At 36.4% G+C, this 18270-nt stretch carries 14 protein-coding genes and 1 pseudogene; 1 reads left to right on the plus strand and 14 read right to left on the minus strand.

Going from position 1 to position 18270, the window contains the following annotated elements; all coding sequences use genetic code 11:
* Positions 1-850 precede the first annotated feature (850 nt).
* The 13 genes and pseudogenes from EAE91_RS24550 to EAE91_RS06360 form a co-directional block, all read right to left on the minus strand.
* Positions 851-1195: pseudogene (locus EAE91_RS24550) on the minus strand (BRO-N domain-containing protein); the annotation flags it as partial.
* 389 nt (positions 1196-1584) lie between these two features.
* Complete coding sequence (locus EAE91_RS06305) at positions 1585-2007, minus strand: tail fiber assembly protein (RefSeq protein WP_214087745.1); 423 nt, start codon at positions 2005-2007, stop codon at positions 1585-1587.
* 12 nt (positions 2008-2019) lie between these two features.
* Positions 2020-2928: a gp53-like domain-containing protein gene (locus EAE91_RS24080; protein ID WP_244868699.1), complete on the minus strand. Its 909-nt coding sequence runs from the start codon at positions 2926-2928 to the stop codon at positions 2020-2022.
* 467 nt (positions 2929-3395) lie between these two features.
* The gene (locus EAE91_RS06315) at positions 3396-3818 is read right to left on the minus strand and encodes a tail fiber assembly protein (RefSeq protein ID WP_214087746.1); all 423 of its coding nucleotides are present in this window, start codon (positions 3816-3818) and stop codon (positions 3396-3398) included.
* Between the two features lie 2 nt (positions 3819-3820).
* A complete protein-coding gene (locus EAE91_RS06320) occupies positions 3821-4408 on the minus strand; it encodes a gp53-like domain-containing protein (RefSeq protein WP_214087747.1) in 588 nt (195 codons plus the stop codon).
* A gap of 448 nt (positions 4409-4856) precedes the next feature.
* On the minus strand, positions 4857-5621 hold the full coding sequence (locus EAE91_RS06325; protein ID WP_036777333.1) for a hypothetical protein: 765 nt from the start codon (positions 5619-5621) through the stop codon (positions 4857-4859).
* A 307-nt stretch (positions 5622-5928) separates the two neighbouring features.
* Positions 5929-7344, minus strand: coding sequence for a tail fiber assembly protein (locus tag EAE91_RS06330; protein ID WP_214087748.1), 1416 nt, complete (start codon positions 7342-7344; stop codon positions 5929-5931).
* A 596-nt stretch (positions 7345-7940) separates the two neighbouring features.
* Positions 7941-9425, minus strand: coding sequence for a gp53-like domain-containing protein (locus EAE91_RS06335; protein WP_214087749.1), 1485 nt, complete (start codon positions 9423-9425; stop codon positions 7941-7943).
* A 601-nt stretch (positions 9426-10026) separates the two neighbouring features.
* Entirely contained in the window at positions 10027-10860 is an 834-nt protein-coding gene (locus EAE91_RS06340; protein ID WP_214087750.1) for a gp53-like domain-containing protein, read from the minus strand.
* A gap of 239 nt (positions 10861-11099) precedes the next feature.
* Positions 11100-11627, minus strand: coding sequence for a GNAT family N-acetyltransferase (locus EAE91_RS06345; RefSeq protein WP_214087751.1), 528 nt, complete (start codon positions 11625-11627; stop codon positions 11100-11102).
* A gap of 657 nt (positions 11628-12284) precedes the next feature.
* Positions 12285-13307 (minus strand): hypothetical protein, encoded by a 1023-nt coding sequence (locus EAE91_RS24085; protein ID WP_244868700.1) that lies wholly within the window; start codon positions 13305-13307, stop codon positions 12285-12287.
* Between the two features lie 974 nt (positions 13308-14281).
* Positions 14282-16081: an RCC1 domain-containing protein gene (locus tag EAE91_RS06355; RefSeq protein ID WP_214087752.1), complete on the minus strand. Its 1800-nt coding sequence runs from the start codon at positions 16079-16081 to the stop codon at positions 14282-14284.
* Positions 16082-16319: 238 nt separating this feature from the next.
* Positions 16320-16958 (minus strand): hypothetical protein, encoded by a 639-nt coding sequence (locus EAE91_RS06360; protein ID WP_214087753.1) that lies wholly within the window; start codon positions 16956-16958, stop codon positions 16320-16322.
* Between the two features lie 580 nt (positions 16959-17538).
* Here EAE91_RS06360 and EAE91_RS06365 point away from each other — a divergent pair.
* The gene (locus EAE91_RS06365; RefSeq protein ID WP_041380957.1) at positions 17539-17706 is read left to right on the plus strand and encodes a hypothetical protein; all 168 of its coding nucleotides are present in this window, start codon (positions 17539-17541) and stop codon (positions 17704-17706) included.
* Here the strand turns inward: EAE91_RS06365 and cobO are convergent.
* Entirely contained in the window at positions 17699-18256 is a 558-nt protein-coding gene (cobO, locus tag EAE91_RS06370) for a cob(I)yrinic acid a,c-diamide adenosyltransferase (protein WP_214087754.1), read from the minus strand. The two genes, EAE91_RS06365 and cobO, sit on opposite strands and share 8 nt — an antisense overlap.
* Positions 18257-18270: the final 14 nt, after the last annotated feature.

The following is an 18270-nucleotide window of genomic DNA, read 5'->3' on the forward strand; positions in this document are numbered from 1 at the left end:
AAACGAGTCAATTAAGCATTAAAGCGAAGCGTAGACGAATATGGATGAAAACCCAATTTTTGGAGCGAGTATTACAGGCGGGTTTTGCTAATGTGAGTGATATTTAATCATTCATGCGGTTGCCCTGTAATCTACCGTGTTCAAGAATATCATAATCTTATCAATGCACTTGAGTCTCCAGTTCTGAAAATATATAGGGAAATATAAGTGCTGACGATAAAATATCTATAAAGAAATAATCTCCCATACCAGTTTATAGCAACTCATGCATGGGATGACATGAATGAAAAAATGATCTAATACTCAGAAAATCCCTCTTTATGTGGTTTACTGAGATCCTGTGCATATACAAAAATATAACCCTATTTCTCAGGGCTATATTTTTTTAATTAATTCTGATCTGTCAAAGAGATTTATTGTTTACTATAGACCAAGTTCTGAGTGAGAACCAAGACGGACAAGGCACAATGTTCTTGCATCGTTTTTTTAATAAATCAGTATCAAGTCAGACTTGACACGACAACCACGAAAATCCTTTCAATCCCCAGAAAGAACATAATTGTAATATTTCGACTCCGGCAAGCTATCAAAAGCTAACACCCACAATTTCAGGGGATTTCAGAGTTAAGCCATCCTTGGCTTAGAGCTACCATTGATTAGGCAAACTGAGAAATTTCTCCTTATGGATAACTAAATAGCCTGCTCTCTGGGCAAGCTCCATAAATGTATCAAGGGTTAATACCTCTTCATCAGAATGTAATATCTTTTGACTGGCTACGGTTCCATTTTCGAATATCATTAAGATTCGTCCATTAAATGACAAGTCAGAAATCATCGAACTGTGATCACTTCCCTTATTACGAATTGCCGGCAGTACTTCACCAGTTACCCACTTACGGAACTGATGAGGAACAGAACCTTGTTTAATTGCATCACGACAACGAAGTACTAAAGTATACATTCCAGATTCACTGACAATATTAATATCTCCTTGACGCCCTATGTTGAACACAGACCGCTCATCATCATCCAATCTTCCAATGGCTTGCGAGATGTTTCGAATTTCCAGAGCAGAACAAATATCATGAGCAACAAACCACAGCTCATTATCTTTATTGATCACACGAATTTCATGAAACCCGAATTTGAATGTAGTGAAATTGCTTTCAGCATTAATTTTAGCTAATGCGCTCATATAGTCACCTCGCTACTCAAGAGTTTTGATATTTTCAGTCAAAAAAACTTGCTCATAACACTCTCTGAATCATCATCTTTAGCAACAGTTATGATTTTATGCTCAAATAAACCTTGTTAAAGTTTATCTTGATAACCAACTCAATTCTTTTTACCCAATCGATGATAGCTCCACGTTTTAGATAACAGTGAGTCTGCTTACTATTATTAATAATGTCCCACATGGTAAGGCAAAAAAGGAAAAAGATTTTTATCGAGTATATTCAATAATCAAATTCTGTTATAAAAAATTATCTTGCAACAATATTATATGCTGATTTCAAGTCAGACTTGTTAGCCAATGTTAACAAAACCATTATAAGAATGGCCTGTTTATTCAGGCCACTGTCATTATTTTGGTTGCTCTGGCCATTCAATATCAGAAGCCTGTGAAATATCAATCCTGCTCAACATTACTCTATACTTCTTCCATGCCAATAGAGTCGTTTCCTCTTCTTTAGTCGAAATCCCTAAATCAACAGCATCTTGTAATGGTGCTATCTGCTGGCTAGCCTCTACAATAAATTGTTGCTTTTTACTTTCAATATACTGCTGCAATTCTTCCCTTGTTGGTGGAGGAATATCAGCCCATTCCGGTAAACCATTCTGACCTGCTATACGATATTTTCCTTCTGGTGCATTATTCGCGGCGTATTCTTGATAAATATCAAGACCAACTTCAATAATATCATCAGGCAATGAACCAGAAGCAATATAATTTTGTTGCAACTCTATGGGGTAAAATGCGTTTGTTTTGGCACTATAATAATACATTTTTTCTTCTCCTTAATGACCAATAGAAAAAAAATAAACACTACTTACATCATTATCACGGTAATTTGATGAAACAGAAACATGTATCTGAGACTTATCTAATGGTTTTCCATAAGCAGAAGTATCAATATTTTTGTTTGGTGCTGATGAAATAGCTGTTACATGAAGCGATAATAACTCATTTGGAAATGAAATAGGCAAATTTACAATTTTTCCCTGATTATCATCAATAGGTACATTACCCCATTGATAAATCATTCCAGTATCACCACATCTCCACCATCCATTTACTGATAATATCGCTTTATTACGATCATCTTCCGTTAAAATTCTTTTTTTACCTTTAAACTTACCATCTTTGTCAAATGCATACGTATGTATTCCAAACCCCTCTTGACCTCCAGATGTACTACCGTATTCAAACGAAATTCCTCTTGAGTGCTGAATCCCCGCACTAGGGTGAGCTACATGAATTGCCAAGCCACCTAAGTCCGCCCAACCATTTGGACGCAAGAAACCTGACAATGACAAATCCCGCAGAGATTGATCGTCAAATAAATTTGCTGTCTTAGATAAGATACAACCAGATGTTTTTGTATTCGTATTTAACCGAATAAATCGATTATCAGATTCTACTTCTACTTTGATCTTTTGTTCTAATGCTTTATTTAATTGTGTAGTAAGTTTCGTTATATTACCATCATCCAAAACATCACTGTTAGATTCTGTCGCAATAAAATCGGCTACAACAGATGATATGGTTGATGTTTGCCGCAATACTTTATTTAATACGTGATTAGGAATACATTGTTCATCAGGAAATCCAACCAGCAAATCCGGATATGTCTCATATTTTTGTTGACCGAGCACATTGGCATTACTACCAATAGCAAAAGCTTTAAAATCATTTTTGGTACTCATATACATCTCCTTAAATTAAATAACATGATTTCATAATAAACATATTGAGCTATCAATAAAGGTGATTTATCATAATTAAGATCAATAACCCCCAAAATTATAATCAAAACATTCCAAAACTCATTGTATTCAACTTCACCTTCAATCTTTTTTTAGTTACGAACACAACATTACAGTATTTTAATTATAACACCAACAAAACGGACTGAGTAAAAGACCACCTCACCAAGAGGTGGTTTTAGGATAACAACTGAAAATAAAAATCATTTATTTTTACACTGTAAACATATATCAACATTCTGTTAAAAACCAAAACGTAAAGATTTATTTATAACATATTTAATAATTAAACTCCTGTTATAGACGATTGTCTTTCAACAACATTACATGCTGATTTTAAGTTAGACTTATGACCTAACATTAAATAAAATATTGTATGAATGGTCTATTTATTCCGCCCATTCTCATTATTTTGGTTGCTCCGGCCATTCAATATCAAGAGCCTGTGAAATATCAATTCTGTTCAGCATTACTCTATACTTCTTCCATACCAACAGAGCCGCCTCCTCTTCCTTAGTCGCAATCCCTAAATCAACAGCATCTTGTAATGGTGCTATCTGCTGGCTGGCCTCTACAATAAATTGTTGTTTTTTACTTTCAACATACTGCTGCAACTCTTCTTTTGTTGGTGGAGGAATATCAGCCCACTCCGGTAAACCATTCTGACCTGCTATACGATATTTTCCTTCCGGTGTATTATTCGCGGCGTATTCTTGATAAATATCAAGGCCAACCTCAATAATATCATCGGGCAATGAACCAGAAGCAATATAATTCTGTTCCAATTCTATAGGGTAGAATGAATTTGTCTTTGCACTATAAAAATACATAATTAATATCCTATCGCCACATATCTCACAAAATTACTTTCTAATTCGTATGCAGAATTTCTGCATGTCACAATAAATTGACTTGCGGAAACAGGTAAAGCAGCAACTCCAGCGCCAAAATTTTCAAACTCAGAATATGTTGCAACGATCTGGAAACAAGCATTAGGGAATGGAATCGGGAAATATCTGTAATCATTTATAGCCCCACAGCCGTTTGCCTGGCCCCACTGGATAATTATTCCAGTATCACCGCATTTCCACCAACCGTTCACAACCTTATTAGCAGTATTCACATTAAGATTACAACACTTGGCAATTTTTTTGTCTAATACGCTTTTGAATTGTGCAGTGATTTTAGTTACATTGCCATCATCCAAAACATCAGTGCCAGATTCTGTCGCAATAAAATCAGCTACAGCAGATGATATGGTTGAGGCTTGACGTAATATCTTATTTAAGATGTGATTAGGAATATACTGACTGTCTGGAAAACCAACCAGTAAATTCGGATATGTTTCATAGTTTTGTTGACTGGGTACATTAGCATTACTACTGATAGCAAAAGCTTTAAAATTATTTTTGGCACTCATATACATCTCCTTAAATTAAATAACATGATTTTATCATAAACATATTGAACTATCACTAAAGATGATTTCTCACCATTCACATCGATAATAGTCTAGTTTAGAAAAATAATAATGAAATATTTTTATAACTAAAAGGAGTAACTATTTTTATATAATTAGCAACAATGAAAAATCCGATACATTGCAATCAAAAACATCCCTAAAATCATTATATTCAACATTGTAAATTATTATTTTTCATCTCTTTATTTTTCTATTGAATTCTTTTTTATTTAAGTCACAAATATAACCTTCCAATATTTTAATTATAACATCAACAAAATTACCTGAATAAATAGGCTATTCATATATAGCCAAAATTCATATTTAAATTCTGGCTATATTCTTAAAGTATTCACCAAAGGATTACTGTATCAGACAATCCAATAAATAAGTACCAGACTATACCTTATACACCTAAATAAATTACCGGTATCATACTGACATTTAATGGGCGGTTTTCGTCTGCCGTTGGTACTACCTTCGATGCATCAAAAGTGGCATATGCTGAATATCCATGATCACTACTAGCATTCGTTCCCGCAGCAATGACTGTTGCTGTACTCGTAACACCATAAAATGCGCCACTAGTACGAGTAAAAAGCCCATGCCCCTGCCATCCCACATTACCTGTAATATTTCTAATCGCATCTCCCTGTACCACACCAGGCTGCAAACCAGCACGCACAAATATTCCTCGTCCATCAACAAACAGATTAGGAAGATTGATTTTGTTACCAGTCTGTTTAATTCCCCATGCAGTCTTATATGCATTGGATAAATTATTTAATGCTATACCAACAACAGAATCAATTGTGTAAGCAGCACCATTCGCAATATACTCTCCTTTAGCTAAATCCGATGCTGGATGTGCAGATAAATAGATATCACCCGGCCGCTTAGCGCCAACATTGAAAATTTTACTGAATTGTGCAGTGAGTTTAGTTATATCACCATCATCCAAAACATCCTCGCCAGATTGCTCCGCAATAAAATTAGCCAAGACAGATGCCATTATTGACGTTTGACGCAATACTTTATTTAACACATGGGTGGGAACACTATATGGTGGAAATCCAGTCAACAATTCCGGAGTCTCTTCATATAGTTGCTGGCTTACTACATTAGCATTATTACTAGTAGAAAAAGCTTTAAAATCATTTTTAGCGCTCATACATCCCCTTAGATCAAATGATATTATTTTATGAATCATTATATAAATTATTTATATTAATTCATGTGAATTAAAATCCAGCTCATAAAAACAATAATTAAATATTCTTGTAATTTAGAGTATTGACTATTTTTTCATAATTAGTTGAAATAAGTAATTCAATACTAGAAAATCACTCTTATCTCGCCAATTATAACTTCCTATTACAATTTTTCTATTTCAAATTCCAAACTGAATCTTTCAGTATCTTACCCCCAACATCAACAAAACCACTATATGAATGATCTATTTATTCAGATTATTTTTATTATTTTGGCTGTTCTGGCCACTCAACATCAGGGACCAATGAAATATCAACTTTGCTCAACATTACCCTATATTTCTTCCATTCCAGTAAAACTGCTTTTTCTGCTTCGGTGGCAATGCCTAAATCAATAGAGTCTTGTAATGGAGCAACAAGATTATTAACTTTAGTCAATAACTGGGACTTCTCATGTTCTGCTTGCTGTATTAATTTATCTTTAGTAGCAACATAAATCTTATCAGATTCTACTTCCGGATTATCCCCAGCCGCCTTGTCAGAAGGTTTATTCAACGAATTATATTCTTGCGCCCAAGGTGTCCACGGACTATCGTGGAATTGGCTACGCGTATATACCCGACTGCTGTTATAAACAAAATAACGTTGAATAACCCCGGCTGCTTTCAACACAATAAGCGAACCAGCGAATGGCTCAGGGTAATTCGCACCATTTTTGGCATGAGCATTATATTCTTGATAATAAATCCCCGGTGTTTTATAACTATTTAAATCTGCGTTATCACCTAAATTAATCGACTGCCCGGCGAAGATATCTTGAGAAGTAATATTGATATCCGCAGCTAAAGCTTTTCCATTAATTTTGCGGAGCCCTGTGATAAATCGAGAATCAGACTCTGATTTTGCATATGCACCAACTTCTCCGGCAGTAGGTCTATTCAATGTATTATATTCTCTCGTCCAAGGCGTCCACGGGCTTTCATGAAACTGACTACGTGTATATACCCGACTGCTGTTATAGACAAAATAACGTTGAATAACCCCGGCCGCTTTCAATACAACCAGCGAACCCGCGAACTGCTCAGGGTAATTATTACCATTTTTGGCATGAGCATTATACTCTTGATAATAAATCCCCGGTGTTTTGTAATTATCTAAATTCGCATTGTCACCTAAACTATGTGCCTGCCCAGCAAGGATATCCTGAGAAGTAATATTAATATCCTCAGTTAATACTTTCCCATTAATTTTTCGGGTATTTGGTATTCTGGCATTAATGCTTTCACGCAATGAATTTATTATTTCCTGAACCAACTTTTGGGTAACTGCTAATGTATCACTACTACCTACTACATCGGTAAGCTGAACAACACCTTTTCGTGTTAATGAGGCATTTGGAACTTCCGTTGCAATTTTTTGCTCTAAGGCCCTATTTAGTTGATCGGTAAGTTTAGCTATATTGCCATCATCCAAAATATCATTGCCAGATTGTGTCGCGATAAAATTAGCTACCACGGATGATATGGTTGACGATTGGCGCAATACTTTATTTAACAGATTAACAGGAATATTATCTAGTGGAAATCCAGTCTGCAAACTCTGGTTTTCTTCATACTTTGTTTGACTTACTACATTAGCATTATCACTAATAGAAAAAGCCTTAAAATCATTTTTGACACTCATATACAATCCTCAAGCTGAATAATGTTATTTACAAAAAATATCTGTAATTATTGTAAAAACAACCTCTCTTAATTCACACCAGGAATAGTTTAGTTCATAAAAATAATAACAAAACATTCTTATAAATCAGAATATTAACTATTTTTGTATAATTTAAAAAAAGAAATTAAATTTCACAAATTTATTCTCATCTTTATTCTATATTTTTCTGTCTAACTTTCTTGTTTTAAGTTATAAACTTAATTTTTTAGAACATTATATAAAAAGATCTGATTTCAACTCTACATTTTACATATAAAATCATTTCAAAAAAAACTAATTTTATAATTAAAATCTAAAATCCTGATTAAAATATCCGATCACTCAAAGTCAGAATTATTTTACCTAGAGAGGTTTTAATATATTGGGTATCTAACAACAGAATTGAAAGAATACATTGACAATGATAATAACTATCGGATTAAAGAAAAATTAAAAAGCCTGACCCTCATTAACGACAGAAATCAGACTTTAATATCCACTTAATCTAAAATATTCAAGTTTTTGGAGGCAATGAAAAAATAAAAAACATTTATTTTTTCATTATAGATTACATATCAATATCCTACTGCAAACCAAAATGCAGAACTTTCGGTCTCATATGCCCAATAACTAAATCCTGTTACAGACAATTGTCTTGCAACAACATTATATGATGATTCCAGATTAGATTTATCACCCAAAGTCAACGAAACATTTACACAAGCATTAGGAAACTGAATAGGAAAATTAACCGGTGTATCATATGCTACCCAATTTACGATCCCCCACTGATAAATCACCCCAGTATCCCCACATTTCCACCAACCATTTACTGATTTCAACGCTGTATTTTTATTTCCTTTAGCATTAACTAGATTATCTACTTCTGCTTTTGTGTACCCGCTAATAACCTTGTCAGCAGGTTTATTCAATGTGTTATATTCTTGAGCCCAAGGTGTCCACGGATTATCATGGAATTGACTACGTGTATATACCCGACTGCTGTTATAAACAAAATAACGTTGAATAATCCCAGCCGCTTTCAACACAATAAGCGAACCAGAAAGCGGTTCAGGGTAATTGACACCATTTTTAGCATGGGCATTATAATCCTGATAATAAATCCCTGGTGTTTTACAGTGATCCAAATTTACATTATCACCTAAACTAATTGCCTGCCCATTCAAAATATCCTGCGAAGTAATAGTGACATCCGTAGCTAAAGATTTTCCATTTACCCTGCGAATTCCCGCAATATATCGAGAATCAGATTCTATTTTTGTATATGCTCCAATCTCATCAGCCGTAGGTTTATTCAGCGTATTATATTCTCTCGTCCAAGGTGTCCACGGATTATCATGAAACTGGCTACGTGTATATACTCGACTACTATTATAGACAAAATAACGCTGAACCGTCCCAGCCGATTTCAATACAACAAGAGCTCCGGCGAGAAATTCGGGGTAATTAAGGCCATTTTTGGCATGTGCATCATACTCTTGATGATAAATTCCCGGTATTTTGCAGCTATTCAAATCCGCCTTATCACCTAAGCTTATCGCCTGCCCGCCTAAAATATCCTGAGAAGTAATGGTAATATCCTCAGACAGTGATTTTCCATTAATTTTTCGAGTATTGGATACCTTAGCATTAATACTTTCACACAATGAATTTACTATTTCCTGAACCAGCTTTTGCGTAACAGCTAATGTGCTATTATTGCCCAGCACATCTGTAAGCTGAACAATGCCCTTTTGTGTTAATGAAGCATTAGGAACTTCTGTTGTGATTTTTTGTTTTAAAGCTTTATTTAATTGCTCGGCAAGTTTCGCTATATCACCATCATCCAGAATATCACTGTTAGATTGTGTCGCAATAAAATTAGCCACGACAGATGCTATTGTTGACGATTGACGTAATACTTTGTTTAGAAGATTACTAGTAATATTATCTGGTGGAAACCCATCCTGCAAACCCTGATCTTGCTCATATTTATCTTGACTCACTACATTAGCATTATTACTAATAGAAAAAGCCTTAAAATCATTCTTAGCACTCATATACGCCCCTTAGATTAAATATTATTATCTATACCCGTCATCTTTCAAGTCACCTCTTTGTTGGCTGCACTCACTCACCCCGGTCACATAGTTCTCTATGCTCCCGGAGATTTGCTCCCTTACCGCCGCAATGCATCTTGAAATCCATAAGGTATATATTGAATTATTATTAAATCAATTCATTATAATTTACAGCAGCCATAGTTTAATTCATAAAAATAATAATAAAATGTTCTTCTAACTTAGAAGAATAATTATTTTTATATAATTAGCAGCAAGGGGAAATCCAAAAAATTTCAAATAGAAATATACTCAATTCATTTATATTCAACATCTAAAATCATTTCACTCTGTCATTACTTATTTTTATATTTCAAATTACAGACTAAATTTTTCAATACTCTAAAAGCACCGCCTATTTAGACAGCGCTTTGTCAATAATATGTCAAGAACATATGACTTTGTTCTACTTTTTGGCGGCTTAACCAATTAACATCAGAAATGAGGGAAGTACTTTGCTAATAGTGAAAATATTCACTCATGCTAATAAACCATTTTTATTCGCTTTATAGTATTCATCCCTCAGAGGAATAATATACTTTTAATATCCAATAGCCATCCAATGAACCGCTCGCGCCCGGAAATCAGTGTTTAGCGCACCAACAGTTGTTGCTGTAAAAGATACTGCTGTAATATCACCAACTTCAACAAAACAACGATCCGAGATCGGAGACGAAGGTTTTCTTCTGCCATCAGTTGTCGCAACCACAGTTGTACATGCTTTAGGAAAACCAATAGGAAAGTTAATCAAATAATTATCGCTACCTGTTACAACTCCCCACTGATAAATTATTCCTGTATCACCACACTTCCACCAGCCATTTGCAGATTTTAAGGCTGTATTTTTATTACCATATCGAGCGTCAGATTCAGATTTGGCATAACTCCCCACATCCCCCGCACTTAGGTTAATATCATTCGACAACACTTTCCCATTCACCTTACGGCTATTAGGTACTCTGGTATTAATATCTCCACGTAATGAATTTACTATTTCCCGAGCAAGCTTCTGTGTCACTGCCAATATCTCACTATCGCCAACGACGTCAGTAAGTTGAACAACACCTGCTTGAGTTAATGAAGCGCCAGGCATTTCTGTGGTGATCTTTTGTTTTAATGCCTTATTTAATTGCTCGGTAAGTTTAGCTACATTGCCGTCATCTAGAACATCACCACTAGATTGTGTCGCAATGAAATTAGCCACAACAGACGATATGGTTGACGATTGACGCAATACCTTATTTAATATGTGAGGCGTCATAGAATATGGTGGAAACCCAGTTTGCAATTCCTCACTTCCTTCATATCCTTGCTGGCTTATGACATTAGCATTATTATTAACAGAAAAAGCTTTAAAATCATTCTTGGGACTCATATGTCCTCCTTGAGTTAAATAACATTATTTTATAATTAGCACATTGAATTATTGCAGAGGTGACCTGCCAAAACTCACATCAATCAAATTCTAGATCAAAAAAATAATAATGGGATTTTATTCTCAATTAGAATATTGACTATTTTTGTATGATTGACAGTAATAAACAACTCAATATCTAAAAAATACTGTTCTCTGTTTTCCGTTCTCTGTTTTCTGCTCTCTGTTCACCTGATAAACTAACTATCTAATGTAGATTGGCATTTCCCACTAATATCTGAAATCCTACTCATGTAATAAGCATCAGCATATCGACCATTACGAAAAGCATAATGTTTAGCCATTCCTTCAATCTCAAATCCAAATTTTTTATATAATGCGATAGCAGCATCATTATCTGTATATACTTCCAACTCTATACGTTCAATGTTTAACCAACCATCACACATGTCGAGCATAGCCTCCATTAATTCACTACCAATACCCTGTCCTTGATAATCAGCATGTACCCCCATACCAAAAGTAGCAACATGGCGACGCCGCAGGTTTTGATATATTTCAATACCAATCTGCCCCACAATTTTCCCATCAATACAAGCAACTAAACAGAAACATCCGGCAGAAAGATTTGTAATGCGCTTTATCCATGCCTCCAAAGAAGGATAAGGTAATTGTAAAGTACCACAGTAAACTTGTGGGTTAGCGTATAACTGGCGAACTTGTTCACAATCGCCTTCTTCAACATGGCGAATCACTATATGCTTCACTTAAAAACTCCTAACTTTTAACTTGAATATTGAGATTAACATAGATGTTTTACTAAAAGTATGGAGAAAATATCGACATTTAGTTTGAAATTAATCTTTGAAGAAAATCCAAGGTTGTTTATAGCGCACAGTATCCTCTTCCCACAAGATTCGTTCACTTCATCACCTAAAACACTGATGCAAAATTATTTTAATCTTTAAAATAATTTTTAAAAACTGCTTGACTATGAAGTTTTTCTGATTAAAATCACAGCCACAATTTAGATTTTCGTGAAACAAATCACACTTTACCAATAAAAGAGAGTTCATCATGAAATCTGTTACATCTTTCATCTCAAGTGTTCATAGCGTTGTTGTCTACTTGTCAACACCTCGCTTTCTGTAAGTCTGTTTTCTAACCGATGCGTGAAAGGCCAGTTTCTGAGCTGGCTTTTATGTTCAGGACTTACCCCCTACCAAACTAACTGGCTAATCCATTTTTTTATTTCCTGATTTCGTTTCAACTTTCTGCTAATGGTTGATGAACTTTAGTGCATTTTCCTTTGGAAAAGGAAAGATGATAAGGTTAAGGTAATAGCAACTAACTTCCCCGCCTGAAAATGCACTTATTAATTTAGTCAAATCCATTTGTTATTAATAATCCAATATGTTAAGAATTCATTTCTTCAACAAAGCAACTTCATCTGCATTTTTCTGGCACAGCAGAGTAAGATTAGCAATAGAATGGGTAAGCCTATTTATAGTACTCTCCAGCTTTTTAATATCCATTTCCAGTTGCTTATTTTTCATATCTAATGCACTCATTTTTGCCAATTCAGAATATAATTGCTGACCATTCACCGCCTCCGTACTGTTTCTGGAAATATCCCCGGCAGCAACATTCACAATCTTACGTTGATTACCCGGTTTTCCCACAGAAACAACATTCGATTTGCTGGCAACAGAATTTGCGCCTAATGCAATGCTCCCACTTGCTGTTACAGAGGCGTTTTGCCCAATCGCAATTCCCTGAGACGCACTAATATTAATCTTTTGCCCCACGGCAATAGAAGACGAAGAGTTGGATTGAGTGTCTGATCCTAATACAATACTCCTACTCCCTGTTACAGAGGAGTTTTGACCAATCACAATTGCTTGAGACCCACTGACAGAAACTTTTTGTCCCAGAGCAATAGAAGACGAACCGCTGGATACAGAGCCTTCTCCTAATGCAACGCTCGAACTTCCTGTTGCAGAGGAATTTTGACTAATTGCTACTGCCTGATTCCCCCTGGCAATCGCTTTTTTCCCCAGAGCAACAGCAGACGAACCGCTGGATATAGAGTCTGATCCCACTGCAACACTCGAACTTCCTGTTGAAGTGGAATTTTGGCTAATAGCTACTGCCTGAACCCCACTAGCAACAACCTTTTGCCCTAGAGCAATAGAAGCTGTCCCACTGGATACAGAATCAGCGCCAATCGCAATTGGCCATATGACTTTATAATTCTGATTTTGATTCTCTTCTCTACCCGCCAGTTGATTTTGCCCAATAGCAATAGCGCCCTCACTAATTGATTTAGAAATTAGTGGTGAAGCACCAATTGCTATAGCATATATTGCTGGTGCTTCTGCATTCCCAACAACAACGGAATCTTTACCAACTTTTTGATCAGCTATATTCATATCTTCTGTAGACATATATACCCCCTAATTCAGAAATTAAATTATTATATACCCGTCATCTTTCAAGTTGCCTCTTTGTTGGCTGTACTCGCTCATCCCGGTCACATAGTTATCTATGCTCCCGGGGATTCGCTCCCTTGCCGTCGCGATGCATCTTGAAATCCATTGGGTATAACTTATTACTAGATTAATAAACCCAGCAATATAATTTAGTATTTTTCATCAGAAACAACCAAATAATACATAATAATTTCTTTTCAAACTTGTCACCGTGAAATATTAAACAAACTTAACGTAATTTAAAAACATTATTATACCCCTCCCCACCTTTCACTCGGACCTAAATTAACACCACTATTGTTAAAACAAAATATTATACGAAAAATTCAATTTGTAAATAAATTAAAACCATTCGGTTATGAAATATATTTCATGGGTTTATTTAATGTATCATATAGCTTCACTAAATATAATGACTTATTGAACCAATCAAATACAAACCGACACTATGTTATTTGTATATATTTTCATTCTCCTCAACGCAATCATTTATATAATTTACCCGAGCAAATGCAGTTAGTATGTTAAGTCGAGCAAGGAAATTATTCTGTTATTCACTGCAATACACCCCATAAATAATTATCAAATAATAATCCCACCACTAAATGATTTATCATATATTCTCAGCCTAATAGCCAAGAATATATGAAACAACAACTAACGGATATTAATAATTAAATACATTGAGAAATCATTTCCCATCGGGTATCAGACAGGAATTATGGGGAACAGAAACATTGCCATCCAGATTGAAAAAGTGAGAGAGAATATAAAGATGCGTATCCTACCAAAAGAGAAGAAGCACCGAAGTTACGAGTTTTCAGTGCTTCATACACCAGAAAAATATCCGGCCCGCTATAAAAAATCTTAACCGGACAGCATTATCTTTCTGGGAAATGATTTAAGGGCGACCATTAAATAACTCTAATTTATTGTGTTGCGATTTCATAGGATACCTGCCCTTTGAGCAATGCCTGAACTGAGCTACTATTTCCTCCACCCCCAGCTAAACCCCACGTCACTACGCGACCATCCGCAGTTAACGCGGTAAACGCTGTACTACTCCCGTAGATAGCACGAACATTTTTCAACTGCTCTGCCACCGCACGACTATCTCCTCCCCATTCGCTATCACCCCAAGTGACTACCGTCCCATCACGGCGTAACGCAGCAAATGCAGCCTTCGAGCTTGTGACTTGAATAATATCTTGCAGATTTGAGATAGATTCTGGAACTTTTCCTCCCCGATCAACATCACCCCACGCTACCACAGAGCCATTCACACGGCGGGCTGCAAATGCATGCACTGTCGCGGTCACTTCGACAATGTCCTTTAATCCCGCTATATTTTTTGGCACCACTCCGCCAAAACTGTCTCTTCCCCAAGCCACCACTGAACCATTCGCCCGTAGCGCCGCAAAGGCATTGTTCGAACTGCTTAACTTAATAATATCCCTCAATGCACCGATTTCACTTGGAACGACACTACCAAAATCACTACCAGTTCCCCATGCAGCAACAGAATTATTAGCCCGTCTCACAGCAAAGGCCCAAGCAGCCTCCGCAACTTCCACAACATCTGTCATTGCGGCAATTTCCGGCGGCAATGCTCCTCCCTTATCAGCGCTTCCCCAAGCGACTAAGTGACCCGTGGCTCTTCGGACTAGAAAAGCAACACCTCCTCCCCATACATCTACAATATCTGTCATTGCCGCAATTGCCGGTGACACTAATCCACCATAATTGCGATTTCCCCAAGCAACAACTTGCCCGGTAGCCCGACGAGCCGCAAATGCTCCTACCGATCCCACAATATCGACAATATCACTTAATCCAGCAATTTCCGTTGGAACAACCCCGCCATTTTCTGCGGTTCCCCAGGCAACGACATGACCACTACTTAGCCGTGCCGCAAAGGCACCTCCTGTACTCACTATCTGAACAATATTATTTAAAGTTGTTAAAGGTAACGGGATGTTGCCGCCAAGCCCAGCATCTCCCCAGGCAACCATATAACCGCTATCCCGCCGGGCAACAAACGCAGAGGTATAATCTCTACCCAATCCACTTCCACTCACATGCCCACCATTACCAACAATATTGCACGGGTTCAAAGTCACTAATTGGTTAGCCAAACGCACACGCAAAGGACGATACGACAAAACATCTTGAAAATTACTGCCAACAACCCACTTCTGTTCCCCTGCATATTGCCATTCGGCCAGCACAGGTCGCAAAGTGTTGGCATTCAGCGCACTAATATAGCAAGGAGGAGTAGATCCATAATTATAAAACCCCTCTCGCGAATAACGAGCGCCTATTACCAGCAATTTAGCCCTTTCCCCAATTATGTAATAATCCACTGGCTGAGATCGTGCCAACTCTCCCGTTGCCCGAGTAATATTGTAGTTCAACCGGACATAGCTCCCAGGATATTGTTCTAATACAGAAAAAGGCACGATGAAAGTTAGAATCTTCCCTCTTTTTTCGTGTGTCACCGTATCCTGTAATATATAGGGGCTACCAAACTCTCCTTGCCAAGATAAAGTAATCTTATCCCCTGTCATCATATTTGGGTACGGATTAACATAGATCGTCGCGCCATTGATATCAATCACCTGACTTATATCTAATTGCCATTTATTATTAGCCTCAGCTATCCACGGCGCAGGCAAAAGCTCATATACTTGTTTGAGTTCATTCTGAGAAACACTATATGATGTTGACATATCTTATATTCCTTTCATAATTAAAGGTGATAAAAATTTAACGCTGGAATGGAACAAACTACTAATCAACCATCTAAATAAACATTTAGACAAATTTGATTAGCAGAGATTCAATTATTTAGCTTTCGTTATTCATTTAAACATTAACTTAAATTTAACCCCCTACTCATATTATCTTGAATATATTCTTATCCCGATATTCAAGGATAAGAATATATGAAACAACAACCAACGGATATTAATAATTCAATGCATCGAGAAGTCGTTTCTTCAATGATGCAACATCATCCACACTATTCTGAACCAATAGAGTAAGATTAGCTATATCACTTTCCAGAGATTGAATCTTCTCTTCCAACTCTTGATTCTTTGTATCCAATAATATATCAATCCTTGCCGATTCAGCGTGTAACTGCTGACCATTAACCGCCTCAGTACTGTGATTTGAAATATCTCCAGCCGCAACATGTATAATCTTACGTTCATGGCCGGTTTTTCCCACAGAAACAACGTTCGGTTTATTAGCAATAGAATCTGCACCTAACGCAATGCTCCCTTTTTCTGTTGCAGAGGAGTGTTGACCAATCGCCACAGCCTGAGCCGCACTCGCCGTCACCTTTTGTCCCAACGCGATAGAAGCCAAGCCATTGGATACAGAATCAGCCCCAATCGCAATAGGCCAAATGACTTTCGTATCACCTTGTTTACCCGCAATTTGATTTTGCCCAATGGCAATCGCCGCTTCACTGATGGTTTTAGAATTTCGGGGTGAAGCACCAATTGCGATAGAATGTATTGCCGGCGCTTCTGCATGTCCAAGTACAACTGAATCTTTACCAGTTGTTTGTTCAGCTATATCGGTATTTTCAATAGACATATTAAACCTCTTAATTTATAAATTAAATAACCATGCGTTGTTTGAAACTGAATAAAGTGTGCGACAAAATATGATATGGATTACGTGAACTCGTTTCATATATCAAAACTTAAATTAACGTTATATCTATTCCGCCGACAATATTAGATATAAATCCCAACTTGTAAATAAATTAAAATTATTGGATGGTGGAATATATTGCATGGAATTTATTTCATGTATTATTAAGCTTTATGGAATATATATCCGATAAAGTTCATCATAACCAATTAATTAATCACCTCAATATTAATTGGTTTTTATATACTTAATTCAAGTAAACATAGGAGAAAACTTTATTATTAACCTTAAATTATTTGAAAAATAATTATCCAGTATACTTTTAACACCCAAAAAATATAATCACATTTGACTAATTATAATTTTAATAATAAATACTCTCAATGAAAATTTTTACCACTGATGATTTCGCAGCTTTCATGGACAACTATGTGACCGGGGTGATAGAGTGCAGCCAACAAAGAGGCAACTTGAAAGATAACGGGTATATCATCTGATTTATTAATCGAGGTAACATGTAATGAATAATAATCGACTCATCAAAATGCAGAAAATGGCTGAGCGTTTTCATCAATCTGGCACAATATCAAATATCACCATGAGAGAAATTAATGCATTGGTTAAACAAGATAAAAACATGAATCATTCTTCATCTGATGTGGTGACCGGAAAACGCATAATTAAGTGAAAACATATTTTACCGGACGCATTTCACTAACCGTATCAGCCAGTTCAATTAATTCAGTAGGGTAATCTTGTCCGGTAATGATTACCGTCTGATTAATTGGCCGTTCGCTTAATGCCTTGATAATTTCGTCTAGCAATAGATAACCGTTATTTATCACGCAAACCAATTCACTCAGCACGACCAATGATAATTCAGGATCACGCATCATGCGCAGCGCATGCTGCCAAACCTCAGAGCAAGCAGCAATATCCTTAGCACGATTTTGCATTTCTCCAGTCAAGTTCATTGATATTAGTTGAAATTCTACTCCATGCTGCCGCAACAAAACACGCTCACCGGCTGACCATTCATCGCGAATAAATTGGATAACGCCAGCCTTTAATCCATGACCCAACGCTCGTGTAACCGTTCCCATTGCTGCGGGGGTTTTCCCTCTGCCATTACCGGTATAGATAATGACAATCCCCCGGTTTTCTTGAGCGGCTGCAACTTGTGCCATAAATCTCTCTTTTTGCCGCTGTTTTCTCTGTTTATATCGCTCCTCACTCATTTGTCCAGCTCCAA

Origin of the sequence: Photorhabdus noenieputensis, from assembly GCF_018448935.1 — a bacterium.
GTDB lineage: Bacteria > Pseudomonadota > Gammaproteobacteria > Enterobacterales > Enterobacteriaceae > Photorhabdus > Photorhabdus noenieputensis.